Annotated in this window: 15 protein-coding genes and 1 pseudogene; 4 read left to right on the top strand and 12 right to left on the bottom strand. The window is 67.1% G+C overall.

Annotated elements, in window-relative coordinates:
* Nucleotides 1-43 precede the first annotated feature (43 nt).
* The 10 genes and pseudogenes from glnT to KBZ22_RS01870 form a co-directional block, all read right to left on the bottom strand.
* Nucleotides 44-1,360, bottom strand: a complete 1,317-nt coding sequence (glnT, locus tag KBZ22_RS01915; protein WP_255020809.1) for a type III glutamate--ammonia ligase — start codon at nucleotides 1,358-1,360, stop codon at nucleotides 44-46.
* Nucleotides 1,353-2,354 carry an alpha/beta fold hydrolase gene (locus KBZ22_RS01910; protein WP_255020808.1) on the bottom strand — a complete coding sequence of 334 codons (1,002 nt, stop codon included), beginning with the start codon at nucleotides 2,352-2,354 and terminating at the stop codon, nucleotides 1,353-1,355. Before KBZ22_RS01910 ends, glnT begins: the two co-directional genes overlap by 8 nt.
* Nucleotides 2,351-3,268: a fatty acid desaturase gene (locus KBZ22_RS01905; RefSeq protein WP_255020807.1), complete on the bottom strand. Its 918-nt coding sequence runs from the start codon at nucleotides 3,266-3,268 to the stop codon at nucleotides 2,351-2,353. The genes KBZ22_RS01910 and KBZ22_RS01905 overlap by 4 nt, the downstream gene beginning before the upstream one ends.
* A 5-nt stretch (nucleotides 3,269-3,273) precedes the next feature.
* A complete protein-coding gene (locus KBZ22_RS01900) occupies nucleotides 3,274-5,034 on the bottom strand; it encodes a bifunctional diguanylate cyclase/phosphodiesterase (protein ID WP_255020806.1) in 1,761 nt (586 codons plus the stop codon).
* Between the two features lie 78 nt (nucleotides 5,035-5,112).
* A complete protein-coding gene (gene fumC / locus KBZ22_RS01895) occupies nucleotides 5,113-6,486 on the bottom strand; it encodes a class II fumarate hydratase (RefSeq protein WP_255020805.1) in 1,374 nt (457 codons plus the stop codon).
* Complete coding sequence (locus KBZ22_RS01890) at nucleotides 6,486-7,100, bottom strand: thylakoid membrane photosystem I accumulation factor (protein ID WP_255020804.1); 615 nt, start codon at nucleotides 7,098-7,100, stop codon at nucleotides 6,486-6,488. The genes fumC and KBZ22_RS01890 overlap by 1 nt, the downstream gene beginning before the upstream one ends.
* A 40-nt stretch (nucleotides 7,101-7,140) precedes the next feature.
* Nucleotides 7,141-8,748, bottom strand: a complete 1,608-nt coding sequence (locus KBZ22_RS01885) for a DUF3685 domain-containing protein (protein WP_255020803.1) — start codon at nucleotides 8,746-8,748, stop codon at nucleotides 7,141-7,143.
* 90 nt (nucleotides 8,749-8,838) lie between these two features.
* Nucleotides 8,839-9,201, bottom strand: a complete 363-nt coding sequence (locus tag KBZ22_RS01880; RefSeq protein ID WP_255020952.1) for a transcriptional repressor — start codon at nucleotides 9,199-9,201, stop codon at nucleotides 8,839-8,841.
* Between the two features lie 160 nt (nucleotides 9,202-9,361).
* Nucleotides 9,362-10,126 (bottom strand): 1-(5-phosphoribosyl)-5-[(5-phosphoribosylamino)methylideneamino]imidazole-4-carboxamide isomerase, encoded by a 765-nt coding sequence (hisA, locus tag KBZ22_RS01875; RefSeq protein ID WP_255020951.1) that lies wholly within the window; start codon nucleotides 10,124-10,126, stop codon nucleotides 9,362-9,364.
* A gap of 30 nt (nucleotides 10,127-10,156) precedes the next feature.
* A pseudogene (locus KBZ22_RS01870) lies at nucleotides 10,157-10,357 on the bottom strand (TIGR02450 family Trp-rich protein); the annotation flags it as partial.
* A gap of 97 nt (nucleotides 10,358-10,454) precedes the next feature.
* Here KBZ22_RS01870 and KBZ22_RS01865 point away from each other — a divergent pair.
* From KBZ22_RS01865 to KBZ22_RS01855, 3 genes are read left to right on the top strand one after another with little or no spacing between them, the layout of a single operon-like run.
* Nucleotides 10,455-10,604, top strand: a complete 150-nt coding sequence (locus KBZ22_RS01865) for a hypothetical protein (RefSeq protein ID WP_255020802.1) — start codon at nucleotides 10,455-10,457, stop codon at nucleotides 10,602-10,604.
* A gap of 58 nt (nucleotides 10,605-10,662) precedes the next feature.
* Nucleotides 10,663-11,580, top strand: coding sequence for an NAD-dependent epimerase/dehydratase family protein (locus KBZ22_RS01860; RefSeq protein WP_255020950.1), 918 nt, complete (start codon nucleotides 10,663-10,665; stop codon nucleotides 11,578-11,580).
* 45 nt (nucleotides 11,581-11,625) lie between these two features.
* Nucleotides 11,626-12,549, top strand: coding sequence for an oxidoreductase (locus KBZ22_RS01855; RefSeq protein ID WP_255020801.1), 924 nt, complete (start codon nucleotides 11,626-11,628; stop codon nucleotides 12,547-12,549).
* On the opposite strand, the gene KBZ22_RS01850 is transcribed toward KBZ22_RS01855, so the two are convergent.
* Nucleotides 12,535-13,062: a CDP-alcohol phosphatidyltransferase family protein gene (locus tag KBZ22_RS01850; protein ID WP_254929574.1), complete on the bottom strand. Its 528-nt coding sequence runs from the start codon at nucleotides 13,060-13,062 to the stop codon at nucleotides 12,535-12,537. The genes KBZ22_RS01855 and KBZ22_RS01850 overlap by 15 nt on opposite strands.
* Nucleotides 13,063-13,140: 78 nt before the next feature.
* Here KBZ22_RS01850 and KBZ22_RS01845 point away from each other — a divergent pair, with 78 nt between their 5' ends.
* Nucleotides 13,141-13,578: a CBS domain-containing protein gene (locus tag KBZ22_RS01845; protein WP_254929578.1), complete on the top strand. Its 438-nt coding sequence runs from the start codon at nucleotides 13,141-13,143 to the stop codon at nucleotides 13,576-13,578.
* Nucleotides 13,579-13,596: 18 nt separating this feature from the next.
* Here KBZ22_RS01845 and KBZ22_RS01840 read toward each other — a convergent pair whose 3' ends face one another.
* A complete protein-coding gene (locus KBZ22_RS01840) occupies nucleotides 13,597-14,991 on the bottom strand; it encodes a hypothetical protein (protein WP_255020949.1) in 1,395 nt (464 codons plus the stop codon).
* Between the last annotated feature and the right edge of the window lie 8 nt (nucleotides 14,992-14,999).

Here is a 14,999-nt window from a genome sequence, read left to right as displayed (position 1 = left end):
CAGTCAAAAGTTTGAGCCTATTTTCGCCGGCCGCTCGCCTGGCTCAACAATCCAGGCAAGCGCGGCGCTCAGTGTCGCTGATATCACCGCGCTCGCGCTGCCATTGGCGCCGGCGCAGCTTTTCGTAGGCCTGGCAAAACTCTTCGCCCAGGGCCTGGCGTAGGGCCGAGTCGGCCTTGAAGGCATCGAGGGCCTCGCCGAGGTTGACCGGGAGCCTGCCGCAGCTGGCGGGATCCAGGGGCTTGGCGTAGTTGTCGTTGTCGCTGCGGGGGCCAGGATCGAGCTGGCGCTCAATGCCATCGAGCCCAGCCGCCAGGATTGCAGCCTGCAGCAGGTATGGATGGGCGGCACCATCGGGGAGGCGCAGCTCTAAGCGCTGGTCGTCGGGGATGCGCACCATGTGGGTGCGGTTGTTACCGGTGTAGCTGATGCCGCCCGGACTCCAGGTGGCACCCGAGGTGGTGGGCGGGGCAGCGAGGCGCCGGTAGCTGTTCACCGTGGGGTTGCTCAGGCAGCTCAGGGCCGGGGCATGGGCCAGCAGGCCAGCCAGGAAGTGGTATGCAAGCGTCGATAGACCGAGCTCGCCGCTGGGATCGTGGAACAGGTTGCGGCCTGCTTGCGAGCTGCCAGCGGCGCCCCACAGGGAGAGGTGGGTGTGGCAGCCATTGCCGGTGAGGGCGGCGAATGGTTTGGGCATGAAGCTGGCCCGCAGCCCCTGCTGCTCCGCCAGGGACTTCACCATCACCTTGAAAAAGGCGTGGCGATCGGCGGTGGTGAGGGCGTTGGCGTAGGTCCAGTTGACCTCAAATTGGCCGTTGGCATCCTCGTGATCGGCTTGATAGGGCCCCCAGCCCAGCTGTTCCATCGCCTCGAGCAGGGGGCCGATCAGGGGGTAGCGGCGCATTAAGGCCAGTTGGTCGTAGCAGGGCTTTTCCTGGCTGTCGGCGCTATCGCCGATCCGCTCGCCGCTGGGATCGAGCAGGAAAAACTCAGCTTCCACGCCGCTGCGTAGCTCCAGCCCCCGCTCAGCGGCCCGCTCCAGCTGGCGCCGCAGCAGGCGGCGGGGGCACTGCTCCATCGGCTGGCCATTGAGCTGGAGCTCGGCCGCCACCCAGCCCACCCCCGGCTGCCAGGGCAGGGGGGTGAGGCTGGCCTCCGCCGGGATCGCCATCACGTCGCCATCGGCGGGGGAGAGATCCAGCCAGGCCGCAAAGCCGGCGAAGCCGGCCCCATCGCGGGCCATTCCCGCCACAGCCGAAGCCGGCACGAGCTTGGCCCGCTGGATGCCAAACAGGTCGGTGAAGGAGATCAGCAGGAAGCGGAGCTGCAGCTCCTGCATCCGCTGGGCGAGATCAGACATGGGAGGGCTGCTGGAGGAGGGTTTCAACGATGCGGCTCAGCTGCCGCTGCTCGGCAGGGCTGCTGTGGGGGTTGCCGGCCCGGTGGCCGAGCTCCGAGGGGATCACGTGCAGCTCCGCCCCGGGGATGGCGTCGGCGTCGGCGGCAAGGTCGTCGAGCGGGAAGTAGAGGTCGTGGCTGCCGGCCACCACGGCGGTGCGGGCGGTGATGCGGCCCAGGCTTGCGGCCAAATCGCCTCCGGCGGCCACGTCGTGGGCCAGCCAGGTGTCGAGCATGGCGATCAGATCGCGGGGGTCATGGCGCTGGTAGTGGGGCAGCCAGTGCTGCTCCACGTGGTCTTCCACCGGCTCGGCGAGGCTGCGGAAGAAGGGCTGGCTGGCGGCCCAGCTGGCGTAGATCAGGGCGTAGGTGCGCAGCCCCTGCTCCGGCGGTGCGTTGAAGCCGCTGCCATTCCAGTGGCGATCGGCGGTGAGGGCTTGGCGCAGGCTGAGCAGGAACAGGCGGTTGTGGGGGGTGGTGCGGGCGGTGCCGCAGACGCAGCAGATCCGCTCCACCGCCTCCGGGTGTTCGACGGCCCACTGGTAGGCCTGTTGGGCCCCCATCGACCAGCCGTAGATCAGGGGGAGCCGTTCAACGCCGAACACCTCCGCCAGCAGTTGTCGTTGGGCTGCGACGTTGTCGCGGTGGCTCACCACCCAGCCCTGTTCGGCCAGGCCCATGGCGCCGTGGCTGGGGCTGCTGGAGGCGCCGTTGCCGAACATGCCAGCAATCACGATGCACCAGCGCTCCGGATCCAGCACCGGGCCGGCCAGCCAGGCCAGATCCTCGGGCCGGGCCCCATAGGAGGTGGGCACCAGGATCAGGTTGGAGCGCTGGGCGTTGAGCTCGCCGATCTGGAGGTAGGTGAGCTGGGCCTCCGGCAGGGTGTGGCCGCAGGCCAGGGGAAGGTTGCCCAGGGGGTGCTGGGTGCGCTGGGCGACTGCGGTGGCGTTCATGCCGGCAGGCCCAGGAGTGGCAGGTTGCGCAGCAGGCGGCGGTGCACCGCCAGATAACCCCGATCGCAGTGGCGCAGGTGCGGGGCGATGGGGCCGTGGGCTGCGGGCAGGGCGTGGAAGGGGAGGGAAGGGTAGAGGTGGTGCTCGGCGTGGAACGGCATGTTCCACATCAGCCAGCGCACCGCAGGATTGGTGAGGGTGGTGCGGGTGTTCTCGGTGCCGTCGACGCTGAAGCAGCAGCCGCTGTGCTCGGCCAGCAGCACAAAGCGCAGCAGGGGCTGGCCCACCGCCAGGGGCAGCAGCCAGAACCACAGCAGAAAGCCGGTGCCGCTCAGCAGGGAGGCCAGGGCTAGGGCTGCGTAAACGGCGAACTGCAGCCGCACCGAGCGCCGCAACTGGGGAATGGCCTCAGGGCTCAGGTAGCTCAGGTTGCTGAGGTCTCCCCAGAGCAGCCGGGCGTAGCCGCCCCACTTGCCGCTCCACCAGTTCCAGCCGCTTAGTTCGCGCAGGTAGGCCCAGGGGTTGGTGGGCACGGGATCCTCCAGTTCGGGATCGAGTCCAGGTTGGTGGGTGTAGCGGTGGTGCCACTGGTGGTAGCGCCGGTAGTAGGTGGCGTTGTAGAAGCTCAGTAGCCCGGCGAACCAGGCCACCGTGTCGTTCAGCTTTCTGCCGCGAAAGGCCGTGCGATGGCAGCACTCGTGCAGGGGCGCGAAGCAGGTGGCCAGGCCAATGCCGCAAAGCAGCAGCCCTACCAGCCTCAGGGCCAGAGGCCACGGTTGCTGCGCCCACACCAGGCCGCCCGCGAAAGTCATAAGCAGATGGCTGGCCAGGCGCACGGCTGCGGGACCATCACGCAGCTGGTTGAGGCTGGCGAGCGCATCGCGCTCCAGCAGGGGTGGGTGGGATTGGGCCATGGGGCCTATCCCACCAGGCCGGTGGCCCCGGCTTCGGTAGGCGATGTGACTGTTTGAGGGTCTTGCTGGGCGCCCTGGGGCTGGAGGCTTTCAATCTCCCTAACGTCCCGGGAGGGGCCGAGGAAGGCCCCCTGGCCCAGGCGCACCCCCATCGATAGCAGTTCCTGACGGGTCTCCTGGTCGCCCACGAACTCAGCCACCACCAGGGTGCCGAGTCCCTTGGCCAGCTTCACCACCGCCTCGATGATCAGGCGGTCGGCGGGGTCGTGTTCCGTGCCCAGGCCGCGCACGCATTCCCCGGCGATTTTGAGCAGATCGACGGGCAGATGTTTGAGGTAGTAGAAGCTGCCGAAGGCGGCGCCGAAGTCGTCGAGCGCCAGCCGGCAGCCGAGTTTGGTGAGCACCCGGCCCAACTGGCGGGCCCGTTCGAGGTTGGCCATCGCCACCGATTCCGTGAGCTCAAAGATCAGCAGCTCGCGGGGGAAGCTGGTTCCTGCCAGCTGGGTTTCGAGGAACTGGGCGAAACGATCCCCCTGCAGAGACGCGCCACTGATGTTCACCCCCAGGGCGATGGGTTGGGCCTGGTTCATCTCCTCCAGCAGGGTGATGGCCCGCCCGATGACCCACTCATCGATGTCGATGGCCATGCCGAAGCGTTCGGCCGTGTAGAGGAACACCGCCGGGGGAATCAGGATGCCTCCGGGGGCCCGCAGCCGGATCGCCAGCTCGTAGAAGGCCACCGCATTTGTTTGCAGATCGATCACCGGTTTGGCGTGCAGCACGAAGCCGTCGTGGTCGAGGGCTTCTCGGATCCGCTCTGACCACATCAAACGAGCAGTCACCTTTTCGTGCAGGCCGCTGTCGGTGTGAAATACCCTGACGCAGCCCCGGCCGGATTCCTTGGCCTGATATAGCGCCAGGTCGGCGTTGATCAGCAGGTCGTCGGCGCACTGGCCGTCATCGCTTGTGAAGCCGGCCACGCCGCAACTGGCGGCCACGGTGATGCCTTGGCCGGCTCCTTCCACTACCACCGCAGCGATGGCTCGCAGCAGCTTTTCAGCGTGGCTTTCGGCCTCGGCTAGTTCTGCTTCAGGCAGTAACACAGCGAATTCATCGCCTCCCAGGCGGGAAACCTCATCGGTTTCCCGGGAATTTCCGCTGAGGGTGGTGGCCACCGCAATGATCAGGGCATCTCCGGCGGCATGGCCGTACTGGTCGTTGACCTCCTTGAAGTTGTCGAGGTCGAGCATCAACACCGCCCCCCCACTGCCATGGCGGCGGCCGTAGGCGAGCTGGCGGTCGACGTCGATGCGGAAGCGGCGCTGGTTGAATAGCGAGGTGAGCGGGTCGTGGTCGGCGAAATATTCCAGTTGGCCGACGAAATGCTTGCGCTCGGATATGTCGTGCACCTGCACCACCAAGGCCCCCTGGCGGCTGCCACCTGCGTCGTGGCCCTGGGCCACCGTTACTAGTCCCCAGGTGCGATGGCCATCGGCGTGCTCAAAGCGTTTCTCAAAGCTGCAGCTCTCTACCTGGCCATTGCTCAGTCTGGCGAGCTGGTCTTCCCCGATGGCGACATCGTCGCGGTGCACAAGATCTGCAAACGCCAGCCCCGTCAGGTCCTCCATTGAGCGGCCGGTAAAAAATGCCATGGCCCCATTGGCTGACTGGATCAAGCCCAGACCACCCCGCTCGGCGCTGGGAACAACAAAGGCCATTGGGATGCCGGCGTCAGCAAAGGCGCTGTCGCTTAAAAGTTGGGGCATGGCCTTATCTCTCAGCTTAGCCCGTGAAGGTAAGAACCCTCTTGCTTAATGCTGGCAGTTTTATTGGTTTTGGCAGCTTCAGACCATCTGCTGGGGCTGCACCCAGCGATCGAACTCTTCAGCGCTGATTTCACCGAGCACCAGGGCGGCCTCCTTGAGGCTGAGCTGGTGGTTGTGGGCGTGCTTGGCGATGGCGCAGGCCCGGTCGTAGCCGATCGCCGGGGTGAGGGCCGTGACCAGCATCAGGCTCTGATCCAGCAGGGTTTCGATGCGGCTTTCATTGGCCCTGAGACCCTCGACGCAATGCTGGCGGAAGCTGGTGCAGCCGCCAGCGAGCAGCTCGATGCTTTCGAGCACGTTGTGGGCGATCACTGGTTTGAACACATTCAGCTCGAAATTGCCCTGGCTGGCGGCCAGCTGCACGGCCGTGTTGTTGCCCATCACCTGCACGGCCACCATGGTCAGGCTCTCGGCCTGGGTGGGATTCACCTTGCCCGGCATGATTGAACTACCAGGTTCGTTTTCCGGAATTACCAGCTCTCCCAGGCCGCAGCGGGGGCCACTGGCCAGCCAGCGGATGTCGTTGGCGATCTTCAGCAGTGAGCCGGCCAGCACGGTGAGGGCCCCGTGGGCCGCGGCCAGGGGCTCATGGCCGGCCAGGGCCTGAAACTTATTGGGCGCGCTGCTGAAGGGCAGGCCGAGGCGCTCGGCCAGCCGCGCCGCCACCGCTTCGCCGAAGCCGCTGGGGGCATTGAGGCCGGTGCCTACAGCCGTGCCGCCGATGGCCAGCTGGCGCACTTGGGGCAGGCTGGCGCGGATGGTTTCCAGGGCTAGATCCAGTTGGGCTCCGTAGCCACTGAATTCCTGGCCCAGGCTCAGGGGCACCGCATCCTGCAGGTGGGTGCGGCCGATCTTGATGATCGATGCAAAGGCCTCGGCCTTTGCGGCCAGAGCGGCGCGCAGCGCCTCCACGGCGGGCAACAGAGTGCGCTCCAGCTCAATCGCCACGGCCACATGCAGGGCCGCGGGGAAGGTGTCGTTGCTGGATTGGCTGAGGTTCACATGGTCGTTGGGGTGCACCGGGCTCTTGCTGCCCAGCACCCCACCGGCGGCTTCGATCGCCCGATTGGCGATCACCTCGTTGACGTTCATGTTGGTTTGGGTGCCGGAGCCCGTCTGCCATACCTTCAATGGGAATTCCGCATCAAGCGTGCCGGAGGCCACCTCCTCGGCAGCCGCCACGATTAGGGCGGCCAGCTCCGGAGGGAGCTTGCCCTTGGCCATATTCACCTCGGCGCAGGCCGCCTTGAGCGCTCCGAAGGCGTGAAGCACCGCCAGGGGCATGGCCTGGCCGAAGGGGAAATATTCGATTGAGCGCTGGGTCTGGGCGCCCCAGTAGTGCTGCTCGGGCACCTCGATGGCGCCCATGCTGTCGCTTTCAAGGCGGCCCATCAGCGGCTCACCACCTCGGAATTGAGTTCGTTGAAGCTCTCGGTGGTGCTGGTGGTGCCCCCCTCGGGTAGGGGGATGCCGGTGGCCTGGCTGACGGCGGCATTAATGGCATCGACGCTCACGGCGCCCTGCTCATCGAAGACAACCTGCCCCTCGCTGTTGAACACCACCACCTGGGGGATCAGGCCCGACCAGTAGTGGGCCGGATCGCTGGGGCCGGTGTCGGCCCGGTTTTGGAGCGGATCCGTAACCAGCGGGATCAGCTCGATGTTGTTGAGCCACACCCGCTGCAGCTCCGAGACCACCGCCGAGAATTGCTTGCTGGCTGCGTCGTCGTCCAGGTAGTAAACGACAACGGTGGTGCGGTGGTCTTCCAGGGCCTTGGCAAGGCTGCTGCGGGGCGGCACCAGGGAGCCGTTGCCGGCGTAGAGGGCGTAGATGTTGCCGTCGTAGCTGTTGTTGGTGAGCGAGGCCTGGGCGGGGCGGCTACCGAGGCCCACCAGGCCCACAGCCAGCAGCAGCCCCAGGGCTGAACTGAGCAGGAGTCGCAGGATGGGCTGAAGGGTTGAGGCCCGTGCCCCGATCCTGTGTTGCCCGTTCTTATTTCGCCCCATGCCAGCTTGCAAGCTCGTTTAAAGCCATTGTGGCGGGGCGTCAGCTGCGGCCCACGCCCTTGGCGATGCCCCGGCCCATGCCCTGGGCAATACCTCGGCCCACCAGGCCAATGGCTCGGCCCAGCACCCTGGTTAGTAGCACCACCACCAGATCGCCGAGGCCTCGCAGCAGTCCCTGCACCTGGGGCGCTAGGGCATCGCGGCTTTCGAGCGCCAGGGTCACCAGTTGCTGCAGCCAGCCCAGTTGGCGCAGTTCAGCGTCGCGGGGTTCGGTGAGCTCCTGGCAGCGGATGGCGCCATCGCGCAGGCAGTAGAGCCGGCGGCGGCTTTCGTAGAGGGTGATTGGCCGCTCCACCCAGCTGCTCCAACGCAGTTGGGCGTTGAGCTGGTTGCGCAGGCGCTCCAGGTTGCGGGTGGCGAGCAGCTCGGGCTGGAGCAGGTAGCGACGCAACTCGGGCCAGCCGGCGCAGCTGGCCAGCAGCTCGGCACTTACCAGTTCGGCGCTGCGCACCAGCCAGTTGCTCACTAGTAGTTCGAGGTAGAGCACGGCCCGCGGTTCGTCGGCGGCCAGCAGCTGGCCATCCACCAGCAGGGGCTGGGCCCGCACCAGGGAGGCCAGCATCGGCTGGGCCTCGGGTAGCTCCGGGTCGCGGCCCGTTAGATCGCTGCTGCGAAGCAGGCTGTCGGCCACCGGCAGCAGGCTACCTTCGCAGGGCAGCTGCACGTAGGAATTCACCAGGCTGCGCATGGCTTGCTGGCGTAGCTCGGGCTGCCATTGCTCCCAGCGCTCCTGCAGGGGAGAGGGGTCGGCAAGTAGCCGCTGGCGCAGGCTGTCTACTTGGCACAGCAGGGCCAGCAGCAGGTCGCGCCGCCGCTCGGGGCTGAGGCCCTCCAATGCCAGCAGCTGGCCGCTTTGGTTGCTGAGCTCGGCACCACTGCCGGCCTCGAGCCGCTGACGAATGGCGCGCCAGATGCCATCGGCACTGCGCTGCTGCAGGGTGATCGCCAGCACGGGCTCCGGGCTGCTGGGGCAGGGATCGGGCGCGCCCCAGGCCACACTCAGCGGCCCCCAAAGCAGCAGCAGCAGCTCGCGGGCTGCCGAGAGTTCGCGCAGGCGGCCCTGCAGCACCAGCAGCTGCACCAGGTTGGTGGGCGGCGGCGTCAGCAGGCGCTTAATGGCAGCGAGGTCTGCGTCGATCTGCTGCAGGCCGCTGATCAGCAGCCACTGGCCCAGTCCCAGGGCCGGGCTGGCTGCTGGGCTGGGGGAGGCGCTGCCTGCCGCTGCTGCCAGTACGCGCCCGCCCGTCAGCAGGGTGGCGAGGGCCGCCAGCAACTCCTGGGGGTCGGGCGATTCGAGGATTCCAGCCGCCGGCAGCTGCAGCAGGGCATCACCGCCCAGACCATGGGCCGCAGGCAGCAGCAGCAGCAGCGGGGCTGGCTGCCAGCGCTCCTGCAGGCGCAGCAATTCTTCGGCCAGGCGCCCGCCCTGGAGGTCGCCGCTGCTGGCCTGCCAGATCACCAGTTGGGGCAGCCCTTGCAGCTGCTCTGGTCGCTCAGCGACGCAATACAGCCCCGCCTGAGCCGTGAGCAGGCGGGTGAGGCCATCGCGCAGCAGCGGTTCGGCAAACAGCAGCAGCTGCGAACTCACGGGTTTGGCGAACTCATGGGTTTGGTGATGGCATGGGCCAAAGGTACCGATGCTGAAGCGGATTCTCCAGTCCTGGGTGGGCGCAGGGATTCAGCTGCGGCGCCGGCCGGTGAGATTCAGGGTGTAGGTCTCGATGGCGAAGCCGGTGTGGCGCTCGATCTGGTCGAGCAACTCGCGCGGTAGCTCGACGTCTAGGTCTTGGATGGCGCCTGATTGCGAGCAGGTGAGGTGGCTGTGGGGATCGCTGCGATAGCCGTAAAGCCGGCCACTGGCCCGGTCGAGGCACTCGATCACGCCAGCGGTTTGAAGGGCTTCGAGGTTTTGATAAACAGACGTGTGGCCGATGTTGCGGCCCAGGTTGTTGAGCTTTTCAAATATGTCGCGGGCGCTGAGATGGCTCTTCTCAACCCAAAGCAAATCGAGCACCATGCGGCGCTGGCGGCTGAGCCTCATGCCCAGGTCGCGGCAGCGCTGATAGACGTCGTCTACGCAGGTTGATGGATTGGTTGGGGGAAGGGCGCCGGCGTTCACGCGACACGCCTCAAATCAGACTCAATCTGTTATAGGGCAGGTCGCAAGCGATCCGCTATTGCCATCGGGGCAGGCTGCCGGTTCAGGCCATCATCGAGGCACTGGTCGGATCCTGCATTCGGCCCTCATCGATGGCCTGCAGGGCTTCAGCTAGATCCACCCGTCCGTCGTAGAGGGCCCGGCCCACGATCACCCCCTCCACCCCTAGGGGCGCCAGGCTCAGCAGCGACAGCAGGTGCTCCAGGTTGCCGATGCCGCCGGAGGCGATCACCGGCACGGCGCTGGCCTCGGCCATCGCCCTCAGGGCTTCGAGGTTGGGGCCCGCCAGGGTGCCGTCTGTGGCGATGTCGGTGCTGATGATTGCGGCGATGCCGCTGGCGCAGAAGCGCTGGGCTAGGGCGGTGGCTTCGGTGCTGCTCTCTTCGATCCAGCCGCGGGTGGCCACCTTGCCGTTTTTGGCGTCGATGCCCACCACGATCCGGCCGGGATAGCGCGATGCCAGCTCATCGACTAATTCGGGTTGCTCAAGGGCCACGGTGCCGAGGATGACCCGATCCAGTCCGAAGCTCAGCAGCTCCTCAGCCCGTTCGGCGCTGCGCACCCCACCCCCCAGCTGCACGGGGATGCTGAGGGCAGTGGTGATCGCCTTCACGGCCGCATCATTGACCGGTTGGCCGCTGCGGGCCCCGTCTAGATCCACCAGGTGCAGCCGCCTGGCTCCCTGTTGCTGCCAGCTGAGGGCCTGGGCCACTGGGTCGTCGGAGAAGCGCGTTACCTGGTCGTAGTCGCCTTGGTGCAGCCGCACGCAGTGGCCATCGAGCAGGTCGATGGCGGGAATTATCTGCATGGCTGCTGGAGGCAATTGCTGCCAGCCAGGCTGCCAGAGCTGCCGGTTGCGCAGCTCCCGTAGCGGCACCACCAGCCGAAAGCCTCGCTCCAGCACCGCCTGGAGTTCCACGGACCGTTCCGCGCCCTGGCCCCGCTCCCCCAGCAGGGAGAAGTGGCGATAGCCGCGACTGCCGGGGGGCCACGACGTGATGGTGGCGGGCTGGGCTGTGTAGGCCTTGGCCAGACGCATCACAAAAAGAGGCAAACCAGAAACAAAGTGTGGTTTACGGCGCCGTCTTGGCAGCCAAAATTAGAAGCTACGCCTGTGCGCCCGATGGCCCGAGCTGGTGGGCCAAATACGCAGCGGCGTGGTGAACTCCAGCGTGGCGACCAAGCCGAGGGCCCAGGGCTACTGGTCGATCTTGTCCCTCTGGCAGCAGACGCTGGCGGCGCCACCGATCGAGCGGATCGACACGGGCATAACGGTGGTGCAGTAACCGACAGCTAGCCGGGGGTTTGAATGGCGCCCAGTTTCGCGGCCCCGTGGGCAGCAGCATGAACATCCTGGTGATGGGCGGCACCCGCTTCGTGGGCAAACCGCTGGTGGAGCGGCTGCAGGCTGAAGGCCATGCCCTCACCTTGTTTACCCGTGGCAACAAGCCTGCGCCGGCAGGTGTGGAGCACCTGATCGGCGACCGCAGCACTGCTGGGGGGCTGGAGCCGCTGGTGGGTCGCAGTTTTGATGTGATCGTCGATAGCTCGGGCCGCAGCCTGGAGGATTCCCGCGCTGTGATCGAGCGCACCGGGCCTCCGGCCCATCGCTTTGTGTATGTGAGCTCGGCCGGCGTCTATGCCGACAGCGAGCTTTGGCCCCTCGATGAAAACAGCCCTATTGATCCGGCCAGCCGCCACGCTGGCAAGGCCGAAACCGAAGCCTGGCTGCGCAGCGAGGGCATCGCTTTCACCAGCTTCCGGCCCACCTACATCGTGGGGCCGGGCAACTACAACCCTGTAGAGAGCTGGTTTTTTGATCGCATCGTGCACGGACGGCCCGTGCCCCTGCCCGGTGATGGCAGCACGATCACCCAGCTGGGCCATGTGGCAGACCTAGCCGCCGCCATGGCTCGCTGCATCGAGGTGGATGCCGCCGCCAACCGCATCTACAACTGCACCGGCAGCCAGGGCGTCACCTTCCGGGGCTTGGTGCAGGCAGCGGCCCGGGCGGCCGGCAAGGAGCTCGCTTCTGTGGAAATCCGCAGCTTCGATCCCGCTGCTCTCGATAAAAAAGCCCGCAAGGCCTTCCCGCTGCGCCTGGCCCACTTCCTCACCGACACCACCCGGGTGCGGCGCGAACTCGCCTGGGAGCCGGCCTTTGACCTCGAGGCCACCATCGCCGACAGCTACAAAAACGACTACGCCCTGCGTACTCCCACCAGCCCCGATTTCTCCGCAGACGAGGCCTTGATCGGCTGAGCACCCTTGCCGCAGGTGTGAGGTCTATTTCCATAGGCTCCTGCCATGAACTGGACTACCGACTCCATTCCCGATCAGGCCGGACGCTTGGCCCTGATCACCGGCGCCAACAGCGGCCTGGGCCTGGAAACGGCTCGGGCGCTACTGGCCAAGGGCGCCACCGTGGTGCTCGGTTGCCGCAGCCTGCCCCGGGCAGAGCGGGCCAAGGATGAATTACAGGCAGCGGCCGCTAGCGGGGGTGGTGCCGTTGAGCTGCTGGAGCTTGATCTGGCCAGCTTGGCTTGCGTTCGCCGTGCAGCTGCGGAATTTGCCGATCGCTACGGCCGGCTGGATCTGCTGATCAACAACGCCGGCCTGATGGCCCTGCCGCGGCAGCTCACCCCCGACGGCTTCGAGATGCAGCTGGGTGTGAACCACCTGGGCCATTTCGCCCTCACCCTGGCCCTGCTGCCGCTGCTATCAGACCGCCCGAATGCACGGGTGGTGAGCGTGACCTCAGGGGCCCAGTATTTCGGCAGGATTGCTTTCGACGATCTGCAGGGCGATCGCCGCTACGACCGCTGGGCTGCCTACGGCCAGAGCAAGCTCGCCAATGTGATGTTTGCCCTAGAGCTGCAGCAGCGGCTGTGCGATCAGGGCCAGGCCGTGTTGTCGCTGGCGGCCCATCCGGGCTTTGCCCGCACCAATCTTCAGCTGGCCTCAGTTACTGCAAACGGCTCGTGGATTGAACCCCTGGCCTACCGGCTGATGGGCCCGCTGTTGCAGAGCGCGGCCATGGGAGCGTTGCCCCAGTTGTTTGCCGCCACCGCACCCGAAGCCACCCCAGGGGGCCACTACGGACCAAATCAGTTTGGTGGCATGCGGGGCTGGCCCACCGAGGTGCGCATTGCCCCCGCGGCCCTCGATGCCGATCAGCGCCAGCGGCTCTGGCAGCGCAGCGAGGAGCTCACTGCTTTAGGGCTTGCGTAGGTAGCCCCAGGCCGAGCTCAGCGCCAGCAGCAGCGACGGCCAGAACAGCCAGAAGCCAGCGGTTTGGAATGCTGCCGCCAGTCCGAAACCCCAGCCGTTGGGCCAGAGCAGCAGCAGCAGGCTGGCGAATTGCAGGATCGTTTTGAGCTTGCCGCTCCAGGAGGCCGGGCCGCCGCTGGCTTCAGCGGCGCGCCAGCCAGAAATAAGTAGTTCCCGGGCTAGCAGCAGCCAGATCGCCCACAGGGGCAGGATCCCCTCTGCTCCAAGCCACAGCAGCGGCGCGCTGATCAGGATTTTGTCGGTGAGGGGATCGAGGCGGGCTCCCCACACCGAGCCTCCGCCGGCCCGGCGTGCCAGGGCGCCATCGGCCCAGTCGCTCAAGCCGCCCAGTAGCAGCAGCCACCAGGCCAGGGCTGGTTGGCCCCCCGCCAGGGCAACGATCAGCGGTAGTCCCAACACAGCCCGGGCCACGGTGAGGCCGTCGGCCAGTTGGCGTATCCGTTGCGTCGCCATCGTGTCTGCCGTGCTCGGCCCCAGAATGGCTCCAGTCGTCTTGTTTGGCCCGTGGTGCAACAGCTGGTTTCCGCCGTGATGTCTGCACCGGTGTTGAGTGTCACAGCGGACAGTCCCCTGCAGGAGGCCGTGCAGTTGATGAGCGAGCACCACATCAGCGGTTTGCCGGTGGTGGATGGCAGTGGCGCCCTGGTGGGCGAGCTCAGCGAGCAAGACCTGATGGTGCGCGAAAGCGGCTTCCAGCCCGGCCCCTACGTGATGCTGCTCGATGCGGTGATCTACCTGCGCAATCCACTCAACTGGGACAAGGAGGTGCACCAGGTGCTCGGCAGCACCGTGGGGGAGGTAATGGGCCAGCATCCCCACAGCTGCAGCGCCGAGCTGCCCCTGCCGGCAGCTGCGGGCCTGCTGCATGAGCGCAGCACCCAGCGGTTGTTTGTGCTGGATGGCGAGCGCCACCCGGTGGGTGTGCTCACCAGGGGCGATGTGGTGCGAGCCCTGGCGGCAGCGGGCTGAAGCAGGGGTATCAGCCGATCAGGGCTCTGGCAGGCCCGGTGGGGGCGGCGCTCCCGGCAGGGGAGCCCCTGTGGTGATCTGGCCCGTGGGGCCGACCGCCGAATCCACCGGTGCTTCCGCCGGTTCGGCGCCCTCCAGTTCGGCGGCCCCTGGCGCCCCTGGCGCCCCTGGCGAGGCGTACCCGTCCGCGGCCGCGGCTCCCTCCTCAGGCGGTTCTGCGCCTTCTGGCAGTACCAGGGGCTGGGAGAGGTCGGATGGCAGGCCGAGGGTCTCGAGCTCCACCCCGGTGATCGCCGGGCTGTCGGCGGCTTGCTCTTGGCGCTGGCGCAGGGCCAGGGGGTCCGCGCTGATCGGCGGCTCCCGCAGGGGGGCCTTGGCGTTGGCCCGCAGGGGATCCCGGGGGCCACGAGGGGCCCAGATCAGCTGGGCGATGGGTTCCACCCCCTGCTCCATCAGCCGGTTTAAGCCGGCCAGGGCCCGGTCCACCAGTTGCCCGCCGAGGGTTTGGCCGCACTGGAAGGGATTGCCGCAGCCCTCCGCCGCCGTTCGCCCCGCCAGGCTGGCCAGCAGCGACCCCTGCAGGGGGGTGCTGCGTCGGCTCAGCCGCAGCAGGTAGGGCACGTGCACAAAGCTGGTGGCGCCACCGCTGATCCAGTTGGCGTCAGCCGCGCTGAAGCCCTTTTTGCCGGGGATGATGAAACGGCTCTTGGAGGCGTGGTCGGGCAGGTAGGCGGCCCGCAGCCCGCGCTGCCGCGCCAGGGAGCGGGTCTGCTCGAGGGTGAGGCCATCGCGGCTCATCAGCACCTCCAGCCGGCCGTCGGGGCGCAGGCCGATCACCATGCGGATCCTGGGTAGGAAATAGCGGATCTGCTGGCCCATCGAAATGCTGTAGGCACCGCGATAGCTCGCCGGCGGCCGCTCCAGGTCGTTGTAGACGCTGTGAAGCCCGCCGATGAAGCTGTCGTAGCGCTGGGCGCGATCGGCCGTCAGCTCGCCGAAGCCGAAGTCGACGCCCCCATCGCGGCGGATGCCCACAAAGGCCCGCTGGCGGGCAGCGGTGCGGTTGCGGCCGCGCCAGATGCGATCGCCAAGCTTGAGATCGCCCAGCGGCACCGTGATTTCCCGCCCGCCCGCATCGACGTGGCGCTCGTACATCGGCCCCGAAAAGAAGGCCAGGGCCTGGCTGTCGGCGTAGGCCTCCTGTTCCCGATCCCAGCCCTCCAGCAGGTCGATCTGCACGGCCCGGGGATCGAAGTCGAGGGCATAGGTGCTGTCGTCCGGCTGGTAGCGGAACGGTTGGTCGTCGGCGCGGGTGAGTAGGGGTGCTCCGGCCCGGGGGCCGGACCCGGGCAGCGGTGGGGCAATCGCCACCAAAAAGGTGAGAAAGCCTGCCGGCAGGGCCACCGTGAGCATCCGCTTGT

This window comes from Cyanobium sp. L1E-Cus (assembly GCF_024345755.1).
In the GTDB taxonomy this organism is placed as follows: domain Bacteria; phylum Cyanobacteriota; class Cyanobacteriia; order PCC-6307; family Cyanobiaceae; genus Cyanobium_A; species Cyanobium_A usitatum.
The sequence above is the reverse complement of the archived record's forward strand: the minus strand, read 5'-3'. Positions and strand labels throughout refer to the sequence as shown.

Bases quoted from the DNA above. Each gene is read 5' to 3' on its own strand.
- glnT (WP_255020809.1), bottom strand. From the start codon at position 1,360: ATGTCTGATCTCGCCCAGCGGATGCAGGAGCTGCAGCTCCGCTTCCTG.
- KBZ22_RS01910 (WP_255020808.1), bottom strand. From the start codon at position 2,354: ATGAACGCCACCGCAGTCGCCCAGCGCACCCAGCACCCCCTGGGCAAC.
- KBZ22_RS01905 (WP_255020807.1), bottom strand. From the start codon at position 3,268: ATGGCCCAATCCCACCCACCCCTGCTGGAGCGCGATGCGCTCGCCAGC.
- KBZ22_RS01900 (WP_255020806.1), bottom strand. From the start codon at position 5,034: ATGCCCCAACTTTTAAGCGACAGCGCCTTTGCTGACGCCGGCATCCCA.
- fumC (WP_255020805.1), bottom strand. From the start codon at position 6,486: ATGGGCCGCCTTGAAAGCGACAGCATGGGCGCCATCGAGGTGCCCGAG.
- KBZ22_RS01890 (WP_255020804.1), bottom strand. From the start codon at position 7,100: ATGGGGCGAAATAAGAACGGGCAACACAGGATCGGGGCACGGGCCTCA.
- KBZ22_RS01880 (WP_255020952.1), bottom strand. From the start codon at position 9,201: ATGAGGCTCAGCCGCCAGCGCCGCATGGTGCTCGATTTGCTTTGGGTT.
- hisA (WP_255020951.1), bottom strand. From the start codon at position 10,126: ATGCAGATAATTCCCGCCATCGACCTGCTCGATGGCCACTGCGTGCGG.
- KBZ22_RS01860 (WP_255020950.1), top strand. From the start codon at position 10,663: ATGAACATCCTGGTGATGGGCGGCACCCGCTTCGTGGGCAAACCGCTG.
- KBZ22_RS01855 (WP_255020801.1), top strand. From the start codon at position 11,626: ATGAACTGGACTACCGACTCCATTCCCGATCAGGCCGGACGCTTGGCC.
- KBZ22_RS01850 (WP_254929574.1), bottom strand. From the start codon at position 13,062: ATGGCGACGCAACGGATACGCCAACTGGCCGACGGCCTCACCGTGGCC.
- KBZ22_RS01845 (WP_254929578.1), top strand. From the start codon at position 13,141: ATGTCTGCACCGGTGTTGAGTGTCACAGCGGACAGTCCCCTGCAGGAG.
- KBZ22_RS01840 (WP_255020949.1), bottom strand. From the start codon at position 14,991: ATGCTCACGGTGGCCCTGCCGGCAGGCTTTCTCACCTTTTTGGTGGCG.